Origin of the sequence: Parabacteroides sp. An277, assembly GCF_002159645.1 — a bacterium.
In the GTDB taxonomy this organism is placed as follows: Bacteria; Bacteroidota; Bacteroidia; order Bacteroidales; family Tannerellaceae; genus Parabacteroides.
This window is the reverse complement of sequence record NZ_NFJB01000048.1, coordinates 1-21,969: the sequence shown is the minus strand read 5'-3', so window position 1 is coordinate 21,969 and position 21,969 is coordinate 1. Positions and strand designations below refer to the sequence as shown.

13 protein-coding genes are annotated in these 21,969 nt (G+C 45.2%); 6 read left to right on the top strand and 7 right to left on the bottom strand.

Annotated features, from left to right (window positions below; translation table 11 throughout):
- The 4 genes from B5F77_RS14110 to B5F77_RS14095 all read left to right on the top strand — a co-directional run.
- Positions 1–245, top strand: a 245-nt coding sequence (locus B5F77_RS14110; RefSeq protein ID WP_140392895.1) for a DUF4469 domain-containing protein, incomplete at its 5' end; no start/stop codon positions are given.
- Positions 246–475: 230 nt separating this feature from the next.
- On the top strand, positions 476–2,293 hold the full coding sequence (locus B5F77_RS14105; protein ID WP_239446375.1) for an aryl-sulfate sulfotransferase: 1,818 nt from the start codon (positions 476–478) through the stop codon (positions 2,291–2,293).
- Positions 2,294–2,322: 29 nt separating this feature from the next.
- The gene (locus B5F77_RS14100) at positions 2,323–3,513 is read left to right on the top strand and encodes a glycosidase (RefSeq protein WP_087331893.1); all 1,191 of its coding nucleotides are present in this window, start codon (positions 2,323–2,325) and stop codon (positions 3,511–3,513) included.
- Positions 3,510–5,447 (top strand): sodium:solute symporter family protein, encoded by a 1,938-nt coding sequence (locus tag B5F77_RS14095; protein WP_087331886.1) that lies wholly within the window; start codon positions 3,510–3,512, stop codon positions 5,445–5,447. The genes B5F77_RS14100 and B5F77_RS14095 overlap by 4 nt, the downstream gene beginning before the upstream one ends.
- Before the next feature lie 382 nt (positions 5,448–5,829).
- Here the strand turns inward: B5F77_RS14095 and B5F77_RS14090 are convergent, their stop codons facing one another.
- From B5F77_RS14090 to B5F77_RS14070, 5 genes are all read right to left on the bottom strand, one after another.
- Positions 5,830–6,699 carry a DUF4435 domain-containing protein gene (locus B5F77_RS14090; protein WP_087331884.1) on the bottom strand — a complete coding sequence of 290 codons (870 nt, stop codon included), beginning with the start codon at positions 6,697–6,699 and terminating at the stop codon, positions 5,830–5,832.
- Entirely contained in the window at positions 6,696–7,478 is a 783-nt protein-coding gene (locus tag B5F77_RS14085; RefSeq protein WP_087331883.1) for an ATP-binding protein, read from the bottom strand. The genes B5F77_RS14090 and B5F77_RS14085 overlap by 4 nt, the downstream gene beginning before the upstream one ends.
- A 322-nt stretch (positions 7,479–7,800) precedes the next feature.
- On the bottom strand, positions 7,801–11,091 hold the full coding sequence (locus B5F77_RS15630) for a DUF6383 domain-containing protein (protein ID WP_140392894.1): 3,291 nt from the start codon (positions 11,089–11,091) through the stop codon (positions 7,801–7,803).
- 731 nt (positions 11,092–11,822) lie between these two features.
- A complete protein-coding gene (locus tag B5F77_RS14075) occupies positions 11,823–14,618 on the bottom strand; it encodes an outer membrane beta-barrel protein (RefSeq protein WP_239446374.1) in 2,796 nt (931 codons plus the stop codon).
- Positions 14,619–14,716: 98 nt separating this feature from the next.
- Positions 14,717–15,814, bottom strand: coding sequence for a hypothetical protein (locus tag B5F77_RS14070; RefSeq protein WP_140392893.1), 1,098 nt, complete (start codon positions 15,812–15,814; stop codon positions 14,717–14,719).
- Between the two features lie 118 nt (positions 15,815–15,932).
- On the opposite strand from B5F77_RS14070, the gene B5F77_RS14065 reads away from it, so the two are divergent.
- A complete protein-coding gene (locus tag B5F77_RS14065) occupies positions 15,933–17,780 on the top strand; it encodes an ABC transporter ATP-binding protein (protein WP_087331879.1) in 1,848 nt (615 codons plus the stop codon).
- Positions 17,781–18,131: 351 nt separating this feature from the next.
- On the opposite strand, the gene B5F77_RS14060 is transcribed toward B5F77_RS14065, so the two are convergent.
- Together B5F77_RS14060 and B5F77_RS14055 are read right to left on the bottom strand one after the other, a co-directional pair.
- Positions 18,132–19,628 carry an acetyl-CoA hydrolase/transferase family protein gene (locus tag B5F77_RS14060; protein ID WP_087331877.1) on the bottom strand — a complete coding sequence of 499 codons (1,497 nt, stop codon included), beginning with the start codon at positions 19,626–19,628 and terminating at the stop codon, positions 18,132–18,134.
- Positions 19,629–19,672: 44 nt separating this feature from the next.
- Complete coding sequence (locus B5F77_RS14055) at positions 19,673–20,050, bottom strand: hypothetical protein (RefSeq protein WP_087331874.1); 378 nt, start codon at positions 20,048–20,050, stop codon at positions 19,673–19,675.
- A 275-nt stretch (positions 20,051–20,325) separates the two neighbouring features.
- Here B5F77_RS14055 and miaB point away from each other — a divergent pair, with 275 nt between their 5' ends.
- Positions 20,326–21,702, top strand: coding sequence for a tRNA (N6-isopentenyl adenosine(37)-C2)-methylthiotransferase MiaB (gene miaB, locus B5F77_RS14050; RefSeq protein WP_087331872.1), 1,377 nt, complete (start codon positions 20,326–20,328; stop codon positions 21,700–21,702).
- Positions 21,703–21,969 lie beyond the last annotated feature (267 nt).

Genomic DNA, 21,969 nt, shown 5'->3' with positions numbered 1-21,969 from the left:
GACGGAAAGTCAAATGCGTGCAGAAGGACGGTGTGACGCTGCACGAAATCCGGCTGGTCAGCGACCTGGAAGTGCCGACGGTTGTGACCGACGTCCTCTACAACGAACCTTCCCGCGTGGTATTCAACGTGCCGAATGACCTCGCCGAGGGCAAGTATCGCCTGGAAATCGAGACCTATTTCGCGGATGGCAACAAGATGTTGAAAGCTCCGCGCACGTTGACCTACAACGTGACGTTGGTTTAAGAATTTTCCTCCGGGTCCCGGAGGAGTGCTACTCCGCTTGCCACGACAGTACTCCTCCGGGCAAGCCGATAGCATTACTCCGGGTGGCACGACAGTACTTCTCCGGCTCAGCCGACAGTAGTGCTCCGGGATAGGGAGGAACGTGGCTCCGCCGGGCGTAGTTATTTTTGATAAGAAATCATGCAACATAAATCTAAAGTTTGTGTTAGATAGAAAACAGATATAGCATTATGGTAAAAAAGCAAGTCATAAACTTATTATCCCTTCTTTTCCTTTTCTTCGTCGGATGTACGGAAGAAGATGATTCGGCGGAGTTTCGTCCGGCGGAGTGCGACACGATAACGCAATTGATTGAAGAAGGTGTCTTGTTGAAGGATGTCCAAGAAAACGAAGGACAATATAGGTTCGTCTTTGAAACGCAAACACTTGCGTTGCCTTCCCACGCGATTCAATCTATTGAAAAAGATACGGAGCATTGGAAAACGACATTGACCTTTCCTGATAATTCTGTCTTGGAAATACCAACGCTGGGAACTTCCATCGAATCGTTCGTCGCTTATGCCCAAGTAAACCCTTCAGGCTTCTGTCCTTTAGCAGCTGAAGTACGTTTAAACCTCCCGCAAGGTGGCCGCATCCAGACCCTTGTGCATACAAAAGAAGGACATCAAACGCCCGATATTGAACATAGCACAGCCTTTTCTGCTCAAAAAACGCAATTCATTACGATATTAGGCTTGTATGCCGATTATGACAACTTGGTGGAAATCGTTTATCAAGATAAGGAGGGGAACGAACGCGGGCGGACAACTTTACACTTGAAAACAGAGGCGTTAACCTTGAATAATATGCCGAATTTCAAAGTGGTAAAAGCCTCGGTGGATAAGATGGAACCGGGATTGACACTGGTGAATAGTTCGGGGAAAAACGAAGACGATACTTCTCGCCCCTATATGGTAGATGCCGATGGGGAAATCCGTTGGATATTGGATTGGCGAACGTCAAAAGAATTGGTGCATATCGGTGCCCAATGCGGGTTGCATCGTTTGCCAAATGGGAATTATCTTACAGGGGATGCCAATCACAATCAACTGGTGGAGGTGGATGTGTTGGGAAATCTTGTCCATCAATGGGATTTGACGGCTACCGGATATAAATACCATCATGAAGCCAGTCCTTTTGGAGAGAATCGTTGTTTGGTTGCTGTGACAAAGCCGGGAGCTGTCCATGCAGACGGGATGCCTCGTATATTGGACTTCATCATGGAATTTGATATGGCAAATGGAACTGTTGCGCGTGAATGGGACTTGGCTCAAATATTAGATACCACCCGAATCACTTTTTCGGTAGTGCCGGAGGGCTATGAATCTAATACAATGGCTCAATCCCATAATAATTGGTGCCATAACAACGGCGTGACTGCCACGGCGGATGGTTCCGTGCTCTGCTCATGCCGTTGGCAAGGGCTGGTAAAGTTTTCTCAGTCGGGAGAACTGAAATGGGTGATTGCACCTCATAATGCTTGGAAAGATGCGTATAAAAAATATTTGCTAACTCCATTGGATAAGGACGGAGAACCTATCACTGACCCTGAAGTATTGAACGGTACGAAAGCGCATCCGGATTTTGACTGGGGCTGGGGCGTGCATTGCCCCGTGGAATTGCCGAATGGGCATATTATGTGTTTTGACAATGGTTTCAGTCGCTTTTATAATGTGGAATCGTCAGCCGAAAGATATAGCCGGGCGGTAGAATATGAAGTAGACGAAAAGAATATGACGATACGTCAAGTGTGGGAATATGGAAGAGAACGGGGAAGCAGTTGTTTCTCTACACAAATTTCCGGCGTGCAATATCTTCCGAAAACAAACAATCGCTTGTTTTGTCCAGGTATTAATAATCGACTTAGCAACGGTGGTTATGGTGGACATATTATCGAAATAAATCCAGAGACAAACGAGGTAGTATTTGAGTTGGAGGTGGAGGTGAATACTTGTATCCATGCCTTCCACCGCGCCAACCGTATTTCGCTCTATCCTGAAAACGAATGAATAAGATGTTATATAGCAAACGGATAATTATGAACATAGTATTTGAACAAAGATTGCATGCGTTGCAAGAGGAGCAGGAGTTGTTATTGCAGCGGAAGAATCATTTGATGCAAGAGACTAACGGTATTGTCTGCCGGTATCAATATCCGGTCGTGACGGCCGAACATGTCCCGCTGGCGTGGCGGTACGATTTGAATTCGAAGACGAACCCTTATTGCTTGGAACGTATTGGTGTGAATGCTTGCCTGAATTCGGGGGCAATCAAGTGGAACGGAAAATATCTGTTGATGGTACGGGTGGAAGGTGTAGACCGCAAATCCTTCTTTGCCATTGCCGAAAGTCCGAATGGGGTGGATCATTTCCGCTTCTGGGAAAGACCTGTCGCGCTGCCGGATACGGACCCGGAGGAAACGAACATCTACGATATGCGGCTTACGGCGCACGAGGATGGTTGGATTTATGGCATCTTCTGTAGCGAACGGCACGACCCGAAGGCACCGGCTGGCGATTTGTCGTCTGCCATTGCCAGGACCGGTATCGTCCGGACAAAGGATTTGCTTCATTGGGAACGGCTTCCGGATTTGAAGAGCCGGAGCCAGCAGCGCAATGTGGTACTCCATCCGGAGTTTGTCGGGGGAAAATACGCATTATATACCCGTCCGCAGGACGATTTCATCTTGGCAGGCGGCGGCGCAGGTATTGGTTGGGCATTGATAGACGACATAACCCATGCCGAAGTGAAAGAGGAACGCATCATCGACCGGCGTTATTACCATACTATTAAAGAGGTGAAGAACGGCGAAGGACCACATCCTATCAAGACGCCTCAAGGCTGGTTGCACTTGGCGCATGGCGTGCGGGGCTGCGCGGCGGGATTGCGTTATGTGCTTTACCTTTATATGACTTCGCTCGACGACCCAGCGCGTATCATTGCCCACCCGGCCGGTTATTTCTTAGCACCACAAGGCGAAGAGCGCGTGGGCGATGTGTCGAACGTCCTCTTCTCGAATGGATGGATTGCCGATGAAGATGGAACGGTTTATATCTATTATGCTTCGAGCGATACGCGGATGCACGTGGCTGTCTCGGATATTCCGCGCCTGGTGGATTATTGCCTGCATACGCCATCCGACGGGTTGCGCTCGGCAGCTTCCGTTGCCCGTATCAATGAATTGATTGATAAAAATACCCGTTTCATGTCTAAAAGTCTTTTGCTATGAAGTTGCAGTGGTTGGATATTTTCATTATTGCCCTCTACCTGGTGGCCATGGTGGTTATCGGTTTAATCTTGAAGAAGAAGGCTTCTCGGAACATGGATTCCTATTTCTTGGGAGGAAAGTCGTTGCCCTTCTATATGCTGGGCCTGTCTAATGCTTCCGGACAATTCGATATCTCTGGGACGATGTGGATGGTGACGCTTGCCTTCGTCTACGGCCTGAAGAGCGCGTGGGTGCCTTGGCTCTGGCCGGTATTCAACCAGGTGTTCCTCATGGTCTACCTTTCCGTGTGGCTTCGACGTTCGAATGTATTGACGGGGGCAGAATGGATTCAGACTCGCTTCGGGACGGACCGTGGGGCGCGGCTTTCACATACGATTGTGGTGGTTTATGCCTTGATAGGTGTACTTGGTTTTTTGAGTTATGGTTTCATCGGCGTAGGGAAGTTCATGGAAATCTTCTTTCCGTGGGATGTGGTTTCGCAATTCGTTCCCTTCGACATACCAGCGGAATATGTACCCCATGCGTATGGTATTTTCTTTACAGCCATTGCGACGGTATACGTCATCTTGGGCGGTATGTTTAGCATTGTGTGGACAGATGTCGTGCAGTTTGCTATCATGACGGTGGCCGGCATTACGATTGCCGTCATTGCGATGCTGAAAGTCAGTCCCGAAACGCTCTCGGCCATTGTCCCGGCGGGTTGGGACAGCCTGATGCCGACGTGGACCTTGGATCTGCAATGGACCGATGTCTTCCGCGATGTAAACGAGAAAATCGCGAGCGACCAGTACGGACTCTTCGGTATATTCCTTATGATGATGCTTTTCAAGGGTGTATGTGCCAGTATGGCCGGACCGGCTCCGAACTACGACATGCAGAAGATTCTCTCGTGTCGTACTGCCAAAGAAGCTGCCCTGATGAGTGGTTCCGTGCCAGTGATTCTTCTGATTCCACGTTATTTGATGATTATGGGTTTTACCGTCTTGGCCTTGGCGTTCTTCTCGGACTTAGACCTGACGACCGGTCGGGGCACTATCGACTTCGAACTGATACTGCCCAATGCCATCACGCAATTTGCCCCGGTGGGCATCTGTGGTTTGTTGCTGGCCGGACTGCTGGCAGCTTTCATGTCTACGTTTGCCTCAACGGCCAATGCGGCTCCTGCCTACATCGTGAACGATATTTATAAGAAATACATCAATCCGCAGGCCGACGACCGGACGATGATTCGCATGAGCCACCTTGTGACGGTACTCGTCGTGGCGGTCAGTGTGGTGATTGGCTTTTTTGTGGAGAGCGTCAATTCCGTATTGCAATGGATTACCTCCGCGTTGTGGGGTGGTTATATTGCTTCCAATCTGTTGAAGTGGCATTGGTGGCGTTTCAATGGGAACGGTTATTTCTGGGGCATGATTACAGGTATTCTCGCCTCGTTGGTTTGCCCGCTCGTCTTCGACCAGTACACGATGGTCGACGGGCAATTCGTGGAACGGGTGGGCGTTTATGCCCAGCAGGCACCGTTGCTGCCTCTTTTCTACTTTCCACTCCTGTTTGTTATCTCGCTTGTGGGTTGCGTGGTAGGAACTTATACGGCACCGGCTGTAGACGAGGAGACGTTGGAGCGCTTCTATCTCACGGTTCGTCCTTGGGGCTTTTGGCAACCGGTTCATGAGCGTGTGGTAGCCAAGTACCCGCAGATAAAGGCCAACCGGCATTTCAAGCGCGATATGTTCAATGTATGCGTCGGCATCGTGTGGCAAATGTGCCTGACGGTTATCCCGATGTACCTGGTGCTTAAAGATGGTATGCCGCTCGTCTCCAGCATTCTTGTTCTTCTCATTACCAGCTTTGTCTTGAAGAAGAACTGGTACGACAAAATGTGTCGAGACGAAGCGCTCTATCAAACCGAAATGTCCGCCTGCGAAAAGAAATAAGGCATAAATATTCTCATACCACAGATGGCGTCTGGAGCAAAGCGTTGCGAAGGACGCCTTCTCTGTATGGTGAACAGTGCTTTCGCGTATTGCGAAGCAGGTCTTCGCTTAGTTACGAATGCATCTTCCCATTCATTTTACGTCATGCCGACCGGAGTGGAAACATCCCTGCGGAGTATTCAGAGGCTTTTCGACTGCGCTCGAAGTGCCACTTCGCCCAATACGGCGTATTGACACGCTCTTTCCGCCGTATTGACGTTCTCGATACGGCGTATTGCCGTTTCCTCTGCAAGGGCTTTGCTTGCCGAGCCTCAAACGATGTCGTTGAGGAGGCGCAAGCGAAGCCCTTGCAGTGTTGCAAGCGAAGTGTGTACAGCGCAAATTAATGAAGGGCTTGCAACTTTTGGATATGGGTTTTTATGTGGATTATTTCTTCATATTGCTCAAGGGCAAGAGCAGATTTGAGGATGTTCTGTTCAAAGTCGATGCCTGTATTTTCGCATAGTTTAGAGCCAATAGTATGCAAAGCATTGTAAAGGCAATGCCCGCGTACATATAAATAGGTGTTTGTTTCATGTAATCCGAATGGCGCATAGTATGCTTTTTCTGTTTCGAAATTGAAATGGCAATCTGCTTCTTGTTCAGTGGCGGTTGTTAAGCGATGAGCCATGCGTTGCAAAAAGCTAAAGCCGTTGTCTTGTTCATCGCCTTGTTCGTATTGGAGCGTGATGCACTGACGGAATTTATCCCGTTTAAACGTACCTTTGTTTTCCCGCTCATGATACAGCATAAGTAGGAAGGGGCGATACGTAATTTGGGAATATTGCCGCAGAAAGGAATCAAAATCGAACCTTTTCTCCTTTTTGACCAGATAGTCGAAAGTCGTTTGTAACTTTGAGGCAAAAGCGCAATGGTTTTCCCAAGAATAAGCATACGTTTGCAGAATACCTTTTTCGGCAGCTAATTCTTCTTCCAATAAATAACGTAAATCACTGTCTATGCAGATAAAGAATCTGGATGAAAGGAAATCTTTGTATTTCAGGCATTGGGTGCATCCGGTGGTGAGATTCCCTTTTTCATTCAGCGTAGCAGGCTTGAATTTGTAACGCCCCGGTCGATATTTGGATAGGAGTTGTTGCCAAAACCAAATATCGTCTTTGTTTTCCACATGGACTACAGCATTTACACCATACAAACGCGTAGAAGCCGCTAATCCTTTGGCTGCTTTTTCATAGAAATCCCGTTTGTTCATATTTTTTCCTCTAAGTCTTGCATGAATATGATTTTGTCTTCCCAGCCGTTGGCAAAGATATTGGGAGAGTGCGTGGTGAGTATTAATTGGCAATTAGGGTTCAGTGTGCGTATCCATTCGATCAACCGGTCTTGCCAACTGATATGCAAGGAAATCTCAGGTTCGTCCATCAATAAAATAGTAGGCTTTTCCTCTTGCAAAAAAGCAGTAGTTAGGATGAGCAACATTTGTTTTTCGCCAGACGAAAGGTCTTCTAATTGGATGATCGTATCTTGTTTCCCGCGTATCACAAACTGTAATTGGTTGTTGTGGGGATTTATCCAGATTTGCTTGTCTGTTTCTTCAAACAAACGATTGACCAAGCAAAAGAACTTGTCAATACGTTTTTGGATATGTGCCGCTTTCTGGGGAAAATTAAGCATTTTCATCCGATAGTCGAAGAACGATGTGCCTTCCCCGTTTTGATTCACGATGTGTTTAAGCTCTTGTAGCAAGATGCTTTCTGTCTTTTTCTTCACATTGGCGGGTACGTCAAACGAACGGATGTATGTGACAGGACTGTCTATCGCTGTTCCCTTCACGGATTCGGCCATACTTTTTTTGATTTTCTGCCCCGTATAGTAATCCGATATCAGATTAAGCAGGGTTGTTTTTCCGCATCCGTTGATGCCGACGAGGATATTCACATCTTCGTGGATTTGCGACCAAGCCAAATCAACTCTGCCCCACATTTTCTTTATTTGGAATTGCGTTATGTATTTACTTCTTTTTTCTTCCATGGAATTTCCTTTTGCCTACAAAGCTACCATTTTTTGAGAAAACAAACAAGAAAAAGCCCCTTCCCGTCAACGGAAAGAGGCTCTTAAGAGTTTCACGCCCCGGTCTTCCCAGAAAGGAGCGCCTTGAATAGAATTTTCTACTAATATTAATACTAACGCTGCTGCGGTTCTCGCGAAAGGCTTACATGCAGCTTATCAACTATTTATTAATAACTAAAATTTAAATGTTATGAACAATATTCTTTCTTAATGAAGAATGAAGAGGTAAGAATGAAGAATTTGCCATGCAGGGATTCTTCATTCCTCATTCTTAGTTCTTCATTTATTTAACTACTACTTTGAAGCTTTCGCCGTCCACTGAAACGACTGCGATACCTGCCGGCACAGCGATCGTCTCGTTATCCGAGTTGACTGTCTCGTTAGCGACAACCTTACCCAAGATGGTAGCGATGACTACATTCTTGCCTTCTGCGCCCTTGATGATGACGGCACCGTCGGTAGCAACTACAGAAACTGCACCTTCAGCGGTGATGGATTCGTTAGCGGTCGGAGCTTCCGTTGTCTCGTTATCAACTGTAAAGATATGAGCATCGTCATAGCTGCTTGTTACAACCGGAACGCTATTCTGGAATTTCAGATAACCACGAACTGGAGCGACGTTGCCAGTCGTCGTGTTGTAACGAGTTTCGATAATGACACCTTCACGGTCAGCATCTACATAACGGAATGCGAACGTGCAGAGTTTATCGTTGTTGTCGCCGAGGTTGATAGTTGTCTTTGCATCTTCTGTGTTCAGAATCAACTTGTCGCCCGTGTGGATACCGTCGATGAACGCAAGACGATAATAAGCATTTGTATCCCAGATATACGGGTTGGTGTTACGGTTGATACCGTATGCATAAGCCGAATCCACCATGTTCACCAAGAAGCGGCCGTAAGTAGAATCTGCATGGAGCAAGTGCGGAATTGTCTGGTCTGGATGACTATCGTAAACCGGTTCCACATGATAAGCATCTACAGCTAACAAATATTGCGGACGATAAGTATTGTTGCGAACGTATGCTGTGTCCACGAAGAGTGCAGCAGCCATATCATCCACGTCAGCTACATGTTCCATACCTAAGAAGTTCGTACCGTTAGTTCCTTGTTCATACAAATAGTAGTTCGGACGAGACTGTAATGCAATCTTCACGGTATCTTGCGAACCTGTGATGTACATATATTCAGTCTGGTCTGTATTCTCCATTGTGATACGGTCGTTATCGTTGTAGTTATACAGATAAGCCATATCTGCCAAGAATCCGCCATTCTGAGTACCCATATATGCTTTGTGAGCATAGCCATTTGCATATTCGCTTCTGTTTACATCTTCAGGAAGATAAGCATCAGCACCGAAGTTCACCTCAAAGATGTTGTCGAATGTAGCAGCTACGCCGTTCCAGTTATTCTGGATAGCATGATTTGCTGATGAATTGCAATAGTCATAATCAATAGCATAATTACGAACTAAGACATACGTGCCATCTTCTTTTTCCTTAACTACGAAAGCATAATTTGCAGCATACAAATCGAAGTCTTCGTGTTCGTTATTAGCTGGATTCCATTCGTCTTCTGCATTATCGCTCAGTTCGAACCGTTTCGTATCAGCATCATATTTCAGATATCTTTCAGAGAAGTTCTCATACAATGCATAGTGGAAGAACTGCAACGTATCAACATCAGAAATGACATTGTTGTTGCTATCATAGTTCAAGAACGTAGTATAATGATGCAACGTATCTGGAGCTTCCACACCATCGTGGTCAGTGAAATCGTGGCTCAATTGTTTAACACGGAATTCAATAGCTTGGCTCTTGTCTGTAGTCAAGATTACATTGTCGTCTGCATCCTTGCCTACATAAGCTGTCAAGCCTAAAGAAGTTTCGAACGACAGATACTTGCCATTGTTATCTTCCTCGTTCATATCAAACTTCACATAACCGTTTTCAGTCTTACCCAGTTCAGCATTAGCTGCTTCACGAATATAAAGAGAATTCCATTCTGTACCTGCAAATTCATCTACATAAACTTCATACAAATCTGTTGTTCCCGTTGTACGCAATACACCACCATGACCGTATGTGTTATTCAAGTAAAAACGTTCGCCGGATTCACGGTTTACGAAATAATAACCATTTACATCCTGGTTGAACAACCACTGACCTTCTGGCTTACTTAAATCTACTTGTTCAGCTGGTGCAAATAATTGGCTCCAAGAATCGATATCTGCAGTCCATTCTTCAGGAGACATTACATTGCCGTTTCTGTCTGTAATATTCCAAACCTTACCGATGAAGCGGCTGTAATCGATGATGTTTGAAGCACCCAATGCGATATTAGGAGCTAATGCACCCATTTGAGCATTTCCGTATGCATTGTCTCGAACGGTTGCCAACATGTCATTTGCTTTTGTATAAGCAATAGTCGTCAATAAGTTGCTTGTTACACCAGCCACATTTACAGTAGATACGAATACACGAAGACCGCTTTCATTGTTTGCAGCTTTACGATTCAATCCATTTTGGATTGTACCGATCTGATTAACAACTGGTAAAGATACAATCAACGAGTCTGTATTATTGAAATCGTAAGACTTAAAGATAGTAAACGTACCATTATCTTTATTTGCCGAACTCCAAGCATGTTCACTAACTGTCTTGAAGTTGTATCCACGATAAAACGCACTCTGTGTGCCATTCAACGTAGCATCTGCTTCGCCAATATAATCATCTTCCAAAATTACGTAACGACCATCCGATGTTCTCAAATAGTACTGTGTTCCGGCTGTATTGGCTGCCACAGCCGTCAACTTGCCCGCGAAAGGTTCAGCACCGGTCAAGTTTTCGTAAGCCTCGCCTTTAGAAGTAAAGTTTAACTCAAAACCACCATTCAATTCTGAATTCAATTCATCCGCAGTGATAGCTACTTCGTTAATAGCTTCGACTTGAAAGTCAACGAAAGTTCCACCTCCTGCAGTTGCATTTTCAGCAACACCTTGCAATTCCCATCTGTCGGTGTAAGTGCCAAGAGTAGTTCCTGCATCACCCAAAATGTATTTTTGCCCGTTTACTTCATAGCACAAAATAGCATTGTTATTACCATTGCCATCTACATGAAAGCGTGTAATTTTGTCTGCATCTGCAGTGGTAGCTGTTGCTAATTTGTGTGTATTGGCATCCAAAGTCAGCACTTCATCATTGTTGCCATTAACTAAACGAACAACTCTCTCTGCTCTATCAATCATAGGTTCGCCAGCAACTGTTACATCTTCAATCTTCCAATATGCCGCAGGATTCTCGGATAACAAAGACGTATTGCTTGTCCAAACTAATGCGCCATCAGCCATTACTAAATAATTGTCATCGTTTGAATTCCAACTATTAGTATTAGGCGCAGCCTTATATTCAGAACGGTGAATCATGAAATATTTACCTTCACCGATAGCGTGTTCTTCTCCTGCGGCAAGAGCAGTTTCTTGCACATTTTTTGCCACAAAAGTAACAGCTTCTACACCATTAAACAATGCGCTACTTAAGAGTAACGCCACTGAAAGCGTAAGTACTTTTTTGTTCATTTTAAATTGTAATTAAAAGATTAATAAATAGAGGAGAGTAATAGGCACGCCGTAGCTTCTTAAGGTCCGGACACAAAAAAAGCGCGGGCGTTTCTATTATCAATCTAAAGGCTCTAGCAAAACCCGTTCGTCAACAATAGAACAATAGCCCGCGCTTTATACGATTATATTTTAATTCCCCTGCAACCATATAATATGGCATAGGAAACCCTCAAATAATCTGTACTACACGCAAGCATTTACTGTCCATTATTCCGACGAACTTAAAAATTTGCTAGATTTTTTAGATTGGAATAATCTCCGTAGTAAATACTTGTCAATATTTCGTTTGATTCCCTTGGATGGAACGCTCTCCATTGCGGAATCGATGCAAAGGTAAGGAGGAAAAATGAAATAGCAAGAGTTTTAAGCAAAAAAATTTGAGTTCTTATCCGAAAGCGGGGGATTTAAGGGCGAAATCCCTCGGTTTGGAGGATGAAACCGAAAATGTTTTTTGTATCATTCCTTTCTCAATCCAGAGAAAACTTCCAAAGACGGCGTAAATTCTTCCTTTCCTAACTATATTTTCTCCGCGTATCGTCGATGTTTATTTATCTTTAGGCTAAAGATATACAAATATCGTCGATACGTGTACAAATATCGACGATATTTATAGAAATTTCCGTAGGGAAAGAAAGTTTTCTTCGGCAGGAAGGAAAGTTTCCGGCGGGGAAAACGAGTTTTAGATGGGTTTACCGGATGTGAGGTGGCGGACCTCCGAAGCCTCTTTCGCGCGAGGGATGCATCGGGCGATTACGGTCGGGCGTGTCATTCCCGCCTCCTTTGAAAATATTGAAACGGTAGATAAAGTGGAACATAAAGTAACTATTCAGGGTGTTAGTCTCTGAATCGCGTATGCTGCTGGAGGTGATGGTACGCGAAATGTTGCTTCGTTGCTGGAGGATATCGTATATTTTGAAACGGAGCGTGCCTTGGTTGTTCTTGAGGAACGATTTGGAGAGGGACGCGTTCCAAAGGATGGCTTTCTCCTCATAGCCTTCGGCATAGCCGGAATTGGCCGACCAAGAGATGTCACTCTCCACTTTAATATCCCAAGGTAAGTAAATGGTAGTATAGCCACCCGCACTATAATTGAACGTATTCAAGTCGTTTTGTCCTTGAAGTGTATTGCGCGTCAGACCGTAACTGAAGTTCCCATTCACGCCGATGTCTAAATACGAGGAACGGAAATCGATACCTGCCCGTTCGGTAGCATTCAACCTTTTGCTGAGGTTCTTTTCGCCATTGACAAAGCTGTTCGTATTGCTGAACGAGACCATACTATTGGTATTTACCGAAAACTTCTTATTGCGCAAAGGCATATTGACCAAGAGGCGGCCATTCAGGTTGTAGTTTCCATTTACGTTCTCGTAAGTCGTCCGCCTTCCGCCGGTAGTTCCATCATAAATGGTCTTGCTTACGATGTCGTTGATTGTGAAACTTCCGCCTATCATTGCCATCAACGCGCGTTGCTGCTGGGGATTGAATTGGTTGAAATGGATGTTCATGCTGTTGGTATAACGCGGTTTCAGGTCGGGATTACCTACGATGATGTTGAGCGGGTCGGAATTATCCTCGACGGGTTGAAGTTGCGTCATGCTGGGTTGGCTTGTCCGTCCGTTATAATTGATACGAAGATTCGTTTGTTTGTTGAAGCGATAGTTAAAGCGCAACATAGGTGATACGTTTACAACTGAACGGCTCAGGTCGGAAAGTGTCGTGTCTCCCACAAAGTTTTCACTCCGCGAATAGGAAGGGTCGAGGTTTATACCAATCATATAATTGTACTTTTCGCGTTGTGCTTTGAAGCTCAAACTGGCGCGTTGATTGATATAATTGTTTCGGTAATTGCGACTATAGGTCGTGTCGAGAACAGTGTATTCTCCCGTAGTCTCGTCGGGCGTGTAGGCGTTTTTCAATGATTCCTGTTTTTGTTGGGAAATACTATAAGTAGCTTGCAAGAAGTTGTTGTTCCCCAGAGGTTCGACCCACGAAACGTACGCCCGGTAGTTGAAGCTGCGGTTATCATATCGGATATGTTGGTCGATAAGTTCCGAACTGTTCTCTTGTAGGTATTCCGTGTTCGAATAGTTTACTTCATTGTTGTACGAATCGCTGACGCCTCCCGAGAGCGAGAAGCTGATGACGCGTCCCCGGTCGTTCAGTTTGCGGCTGAATTCGAGTCGGGCGCTTACATCGTATCCAGCTCCGTCGGAGAATACATCCGAGGCGCTTGTGTTCAACGTATCATTGTTCATACGTGTATTCGTGAATTGCGTTTGGGCAGAGTGGCTTCGGCTATATCCGAAATCAGGCGTGAAGAAGATTTGAGTAAGCGTATCCGGTTTCCAATCCAATCGGAAGTTGAACCCGACATTATCGCTCCGGTTGTTTGAAATCGTCCGGTTGTCTGAATAAGAGATGCTATCGCCAGGCAGGAAGGTCTGCTCACTACTGGTTCGCTCCGCGTTGTTGTCGGAGTGGGAATAACGCGTGTTGCCTCCGAGCGTTACCTTTTCGTTAAACTCTTTGCTGAAGTTTACGCCTCCGTTGCCCGACGATGTGATGCCAGAGCCAGCACTTCTGCTACCCAATCCGCCCCGCATTCCGGAGAACATCGAAGAGGCCATATCCGAGAACCCCATATTGTTGGTGTTGTTGGCACCGCCCATGAAGGTGATTTGGTCGTTATTATAAAAGCGGTTTACCATGGCATTGGCCTCGTAGCGGTCATGGCTTCCATAACCTGCATAAGCATTCCCGAACCAACCCTGCTTCATGCCCGGTTTGACAGTAAGGTTGAGGACGGTCTCCTCTTCGCCATCGTCAAATCCAGTCATTTTAGCCATATCGCTTTTTTTGTCTAATACTTGTACCTTGTCAATCATCTTGGCTGGAAGGTTCTTGGACGCAATCTTGGGGTCGTCGGAGAAAAACTCCTTTCCATCCACCATAATCTTTTTGATTTCTTTTCCGTTGACCGTTACATTGCCTTCACTATCCACTTCTACTCCGGGCATTTTTTTCAATAAATCTTCTAAAACAGAACCTTCGGCCACTTTAAAAGAATCGGCATTATACTCGGTTGTATCATTACGGACAACAATCTCTGGGGCTTTTCCTGTAATGACCGCAGTAGCCAATTGGATTCCCTCTTGAAGCATCAATGTACCTAAACGGACCGGTTCCCCTTTCACTTGAATATCTCGATATAAAGGTTCGTAACCTATATAGGAAATATTCAGAATGTATTTCCCGTCCGGTACATTTACCAAACGAAACGACCCGTCCTGTTTGGTGGCTACGCCGCCCCACATGCTGCTGTCTTTGGGCGAAAGCAGGCGGACACTCGCTTGCTCGATAGCGATTTTGGTTGCCTCTTCCTGTACTTTTCCGATAATCTCTACACCCCGTTGTTGGGCAAACATCGGACACGCTGCTATCCAGCAGACCATCCAGATCATTCTCATCATCATCCTTTTCATCATGTTTCTATCTGTTTCTATCGTTTTTTCAATTAGTCTTGAAAGGATAGACCGTAAACTGCCTGCGATGTTTAAATCCTCTGGATGTTAATTTGCATTATTTAGCGAACCTTTTGGTCGAACTCCTTCATCTTGTCCATGACAATCTGGAATAAATCGGTGTTGTTGTGCTCGATGAACAATTGCTTTTCCGGATTTGCCATCTTGTTGAGCAATTCTTTCCGTTCGAAGTCGGTCGTCCGATCGCCCTTGGGTTTTCCATACAAGAGCAAATCGGTATATTGCTGGAAAAGCCTGTCGCGTTGTTGTTTGACTCCCTCGTTGTTGTCCAATGCCTGGGTATACTCTACGATCGAATCCCACTTCTTGTCAAATTGTTGGATAGCCTGGTCCAGTATTTCGGCATCTTCCGGATGACGCACTTTTCCTCGTTTGAAGAAATCAATCAACAGTTCTTTGGCATTGGGTATTTGGATAAGTTGCTTCGCGATGGAATACCTCTGGATAGGATCGAACTTGTTTTTGGAATGTACGCTCAAGTTGATGTACTTCTGGAATAGTGCGCTCACTTTTTCGGATTGGAATATATGCGCTTTGTATTCCGTAAGGCAAGTTTCGTCGAGGAAGGTAATGAACAAAGGGAAATCTTCCCGGAGCCAGCGCAAGACGTACAATCCATGAGTGCAATAGTACACGCTCTTGTTTTCTTTGTCTTCTGCGGTCCAGTTCTTCGGATAGTAACTTACCAATTGCGCGCGGCGGTTTTTCATGAAGAAATAGGCTTGGGGAGACATGCCGCCGGTGTTTATATGATGCAGATCGAGGTATCGTTCGCGGTAACGTTGCAAGAAGTGCGACGACATGAGCATGGGGAAGAACTGGTTGGGCGTGCCCAACAACGCATAGTGTGTTTTCCCGGCCCGGTCCACGTAAGTCGTGTAGCTGAGGAATAAAACCGAAAGGTCTTGATTCTTGCTGTAACTGATGATATGCCATTCTATCGTCCAGTTGTTTTTATTCTTTCGCGTCGTATAGGTTTTCTTTGAGCCGGTCGGAGGAATGAAATGATGGCGGTTTTTAAGTGTTTTATGGTCGCGGATGCATTTTTCTGCAATGTTTATCATAATATTACGAAGTTCCCAATACTCTTCTTTCAGTTCTTTGTATATTTCGTCGGCTGTCATTGTAGATATCAACATATCGTTTTTCTATTTTTAGATTTAACATTAATAATTGCATATGCTTGCAAATGTACGAAATATTTTCAGACAAAAAAGCGTATCTTTGCCGCCTGTTACCAATCAAGAGTTATTTCGTATGAAAGATTTCCTACGCATATTGCGGCGCTTTGTCCCGCCTTATAAGAAATATCTGGTGTGGAACGTGGCGTTCAACATCTTGTCGGCTATTTTGAACCTGTTTTCGTTTGCGCTGATTATCCCGATTCTTCAGATTCTTTTTAAAATCAACCAAGATGTATATACGTATACGCCTATCGTCTGGAATGGAGGCGATTGGGAAACGCTGAAAGAAATCCCTGCGCAGCTGAAGGATAATTTTTTCTGGTTTGTAAGTGATTTGATTGCACGGCGGGGCGGTTCCTTTACTTTGATTGTATTGGGTATTTTTCTGGTGGTCATGACATTCTTGAAGGTGGCGACCATGTATTTGGCTTTTTATTGCATGATTCCGATTCGTACCGGTGTGGTCCGTGATATCCGGAATCAGATTAATAGGAAAATCACCCAACTCCCGCTGGGTTTCTTTTCGGAAGAGCGGAAAGGTGATATTTTAGCCCGCGTTTCGGGCGATGTGAATGAAATCGAGGCATCGATTATGAGTTCGTTGGATATGCTCTTTAAGAATCCGATTCTGATTTCGATTTATCTGATAGGCATGATTGCCATCAGTTGGCAACTGACGTTGTTCGTTTTCATCTTGCTGCCGTTTGCAGGTTACGTCATGGGGCAAGTAGGAAAGAAGTTGAAACGGAAATCTCTCGAAGGGCAGCAACAATGGGGCGGATTGATGAGCCAAATTGAAGAAACGCTGGGCGGATTGCGTATCGTGAAGGCTTTCAATGCTGAACGGAAAATCCAAGCACGCTTTGAGCGGGCGAACGAACAATTCCGCCAGACGACCACTCGCGTTTATCGACGGCAACAGATGGCGCATCCGATGAGTGAATTTCTCGGAACAGCTACCATCGCGATTGTTCTTTGGTATGGCGGTTCGTTGATATTAGCCAACCATAGCACTATTGATGCGCCTACTTTCATCTATTATCTTGTCATTTTCTATAGCATTATCAATCCAGCCAAGGATTTGAGCAAAGCGGCCTATGCGATCCAAAAGGGATTGGCTTCGATGACGCGTATCGACAAGATTCTCATGGCGAAATCGGACATTAACGACCCCGTTTCGCCTCTTCCTGTCCGTTTCGAACAGGCTATCCATTATAATAAGGTATGGTTCCGATACCAAAACGAGTGGGTATTGAAGCATATCGATTTGGAAATTCCGAAAGGTAAAACGATTGCGCTTGTCGGGCAGTCTGGGTCGGGCAAGAGTACGCTGGTCGACCTTTTGCCGCGCTTCTACGACGTGACGGAAGGGATGATTACCATCGATGGCGTCGATATCCGCGATGTACGCCTCGTCGATTTGCGCGGCTTGATGGGCAACGTGAACCAGGAGGCTATTCTTTTCAACGATACCTTTTTCAATAACATAGCCTTTGGCGTAGAGGGGGCGACGCGCGAACAGGTCGAAGAGGCGGCGCGTATCGCCAATGCGCATGAGTTTATCATGGCGACGGAACAGGGGTACGATACGAACATTGGCGACCGAGGTGGAAAACTCTCCGGCGGGCAGCGGCAGCGCATCAGCATCGCCCGCGCCATCTTGAAAAATCCCCCAATTTTGATTCTCGATGAGGCTACATCGGCGCTCGATACCGAATCCGAACATCTCGTGCAGGAGGCATTGGAGCATTTGATGCAGGGGCGTACCACCATCGTCATCGCCCACCGTTTGTCTACGATTCGCAATGCCGACGAAATCTGCGTCTTGCACGAAGGCGAAATCGTGGAACGCGGCACGCACGACGACCTGCTGCGCCTTGGCGGCTATTACAAACGGCTTTGCGATATGCAAAGTTTCTAATCCGGGGCATTTCCGTGCTGCAAAATGCGATTTTTGAAAATTCCGGGGCATTTCCGTGCTGCAAAATGTGATTTTTGAAAATTCCGAGGCTCTGCAAGCTGCAAAATGCGATTTTTGAAAATTCTGGGGCTCTGCAAGCTGCAGAACGCGATTTTTGAAAATTCTGGGGCTCTGCAAGCTGCAGAACGCGATTTTTGAAAATTCTGGGGCTCTGCAAGCTGCAAAATGTGATTTTTGAAAATTCTGAGGTTCTGCAGAAATGAAAAAGAGAAGATGAAAAAGAAGAGGCACAAAAACGCAAGGAAAAACAGCGTCTTTGTGCCTTTTCTTTATCAGAAGCCGTCCGGCGGATTACTTCAAGTAATTTTCCCACCGCACATTGTGCATGTCGCCACTCGCGGCAAACTCTTCGTGGAAGGCAAAGCAGCACTTCAGGTTTTGCGGCGTATGGCCCTTGATACCCATTTGCAGGTATTCGTTTAGCAGCGGGCGATAGTCCGGATGCACGCAGTTGTCGATGATACACCGGGCGCGTTGTACGGGCGATTTTCCGCGTAAATCGGCCACGCCATATTCCGTAATGATAACCTTCACCGAATGTTCACTGTGGTCGAGGTGTGAAACCATCGGGACAAACGAGCTGATTTTTCCATCCTTTGCCGTAGAAGGCGTGGTAAAGATAGAGAGCATGGCCGCGCGGGTAAAGTCGCCCGAACCACCGATGCCGTTCATCATCTTCGTACCCAATACGTGCGTAGAATTGACATTGCCGAAAATATCCGCTTCCAGAGCCGTGTTCATCGCAATCAAGCCCAAGCGGCGAGCTACTTCCGGATTGTTTGAAATTTCCTGCGGGCGGAGCAGGATTTTGTCTTTGAAGAAATCTAGGTGCGAATAAATATCGTGGATGACCTCGTTGCTGACCGAGAGCGAACAACCGCTGGCGAACTTCACGCGTCCCTCTTTCATGAGCTTGATGACGGCATCTTGAATGACTTCCGTATATACGTCAAACGCCGGGATGGCTTCGTTCTCGCCCATGCAACCCAATACGGCATTGGCCACATTACCCACACCGCTCTGTACCGGGACGAATTCCTTCGGCAGGCGGCCTGCCTTGATTTCGTGTACCAAGAAGTCGGCCACGTTTTTACCGATAGCAAGCGTGACATCATCCAGCGGGGCAAAAGGTTTGTTTTCGTTCGGTTCACTGGTACGTACGATGCCGACAATCTTCGCGGGGTCTACTTTTACGCAAGGCGTACCGATGCGGTCGGATGCTTTATAGATAGGAATCTCTCGGCGATAAGGCGGATCGGCCGGTTCGTAAAGGTCGTGCATGCCACGGATTTCTTTCGGATGTTGGTCGTTCAGTTCGATGATGATACGGTCTGCCATCCGGCAAATTGTTGGCAAGATACCCACGCCACATGTTGGAACGATTTCGCCGTCGTCTGTGACTTCTGCCGCTTCCACGATAGCCACATCCACCTTCCCTAAAAAGCCATAACGTAAATCTTGCGCTAGTTCCGAGAGGTGTAAATCGAAATATTCCGCGTCATGGGCATTTAAAGCCGCGCGCAAATCCTTGTTGGATTGATAAGGTGTGCGGAAAAGGATGGCATGGGCGCGAGCCAGTTCGCCGTCCAGTTTGTCTCCGGTAGAAGCTCCGGTAAACATACCGATTTTAAAAGGATTTCCCTTTGCGTGTTCTTCCATTGCCCGTTTGGCGATGGCACCAGGCACCACTTTGGGGCATCCCGAAGGCGTGAACCCGCTAAACCCTACATGGTCGTTGTGGTGAACATAAGTAGCAGCTTCTTCTGCTGTGATGAATTTAAAAGTCATGATATGATAGTTTTAAGTAATACTTGCTATTTATATTTTGTGCTTTAATTGTATTTCCGATGCAATATTTCCGAATAAATGAAAGCTCTTTTCAAATCTTCTGGATTCTCGAAAAGTGTTTCTTCTTTTTCTACGAAGGACTGAATATCTTTTTCCTGAGTCGAATCGGATGACGGAGTCGGCTGATGCGCCTTTCGTCTGTTTTTCCGTTTTACAGGTTGAGGCGCCGGTACTTCTTCTATTTCTATATCCTTTTGTTCGGGAGTCTCGAGTATCGGTGCCGTTTGTGGTTGCTGACGAGGGTCGAATGGCGGAAGAATCTCGTCTTCTTTCGTTTTCGATTTGCGAAAAACACTCCGTAATCCGTTGAAGATTATGGCTGCTATAATAATTATGTAAATGAAACTACTTAGATTATCCATAACTTTGCTTACATTTGCATCCCAAATGTAGTAATTAATTCCGAATTAAAAGCAATTAACAGGATAATAATGAAAGAAAAGGCAAAAAAAGAAGTTTATATAAAAAGAAATAAGGGCAACTTCACAGCCGCCCTTATTCAAAAAACCAAAACCTTAACTATGAAAAAATTTACGTTTTTCGTGTTGCAAATATAGAAGAGCTTTTTTATTTGGACAAGAGAAATGCGGATTATTTCGTGATATAAGTGTTTTTTAACGATTAAAATAGATTGAAAATGATGCTAAAAGAAAAGGATGTAGACTTAAAATCTACTCTCCCAACAGAGGAAACGAGCAAGAAATTGTTTATTGAAACATATGGCTGCCAAATGAACGTGGCCGATAGTGAAGTTGTTGCATCGGTGATGCAAATGGCAGGTTATGAGCTTACGGAACATATCGAGGAGGCGGATGCTATCTTCGTGAATACTTGTTCTGTACGCGATAATGCCGAGCAAAAGATTTATGGACGCCTGCAATATTTCAATTCATTGCGAAAGAAAAAGAAATCACTTTTGGTAGGTGTCTTGGGTTGTATGGCCGAACGAGTGAAGGATGATTTGATTCAGAATCATCATGTTAATTTAGTGGCTGGCCCGGATTCTTATATGGATTTGCCAAATTTGATTGGGGCAGCCGAGCAAGGAGAAAAGGTGATGAACGTAGAATTGTCGACGCAAGAAACATACAAGGATGTGATGCCCTTGAAGTTGCCAGGGGTGCATATTTCGGGTTTCGTTTCTATCATGCGCGGATGTAATAACTTTTGTACATATTGTATTGTCCCTTATACGAGAGGACGCGAAAGAAGTCGGGATATTGATAGTATTTTAAACGAGATTCGCAATATGAATGCAAAAGGTTTTAAGGAAGTTACCTTGTTGGGGCAGAATGTAAATTCATATTTGTTTGAGAAAAACGGCGAACGGATTAACTTTTCGATGTTGTTAGAGAAAGTAGCACAAGAAGTACCCAATATGCGTGTTCGTTTTGTGACGTCGCATCCTAAAGATATGAGCGATGAGACGTTACATGTAATTGCTAAATATCCAAATATTTGTCGTTATATTCATCTCCCTGCTCAATCTGGAAGTTCACGTATTTTGAAGATAATGAATCGGAAGTATACACGTGAATGGTATTTGGATCGCATTGCCGCTATTCGCCAAATTCTTCCGGATTGCGCGATATCGACCGATTTGTTCTGCGGTTTTCATTCTGAAACAGAGGAGGATTACCAAGAAACTCTTTCGTTGATGCGCGAAGTAGGTTACGATAGTGCTTATCTTTTTAAATATTCAGAACGACCGGGAACGTATGCGGCGAAGCATTTAACTGATGATGTTCTTGAAGATGTGAAGGTCAGACGTTTACAAGGATTAATCGACTTGCAAAATAAATTGTCGGAGGAGAGTAACTTGCGTGATGTAGGGAAAACTTTTGAAGTCTTGGTGGAAGGTTTTTCGAAGCGTTCGCGTGAGCAATTATTTGGACGGACGAGCCAAAATAAGGTGGTTATTTTCGATAAAAAGAATTTTCATGTTGGACAGTTCATACAAGTGAAAATCGTCGACGCTTCCTCTGCTACGCTTTTTGGTGAGCCTGTGGTTTGATTTAAAGTTAATTCGCAGATGTCTCCTTTTATATTAATGTATACGCTGGAGAGTGTATATTGGAATGCTCGCTTTCTTTCTTGATGAATCTAACGAACATCGAAAAGGAATCCAATTATAAACGGAATCGATTCCCGTTATAAACGGGAGGGGATATAGTTGTAAAAAAGTGGGTTTGTAACTATCTTAAAATGAGGGGTAATTAAAATTTCTCACAAAAAAGTTGGCAAAATATTTGGTGGGTAATATAAAAGTGTCTACCTTTGC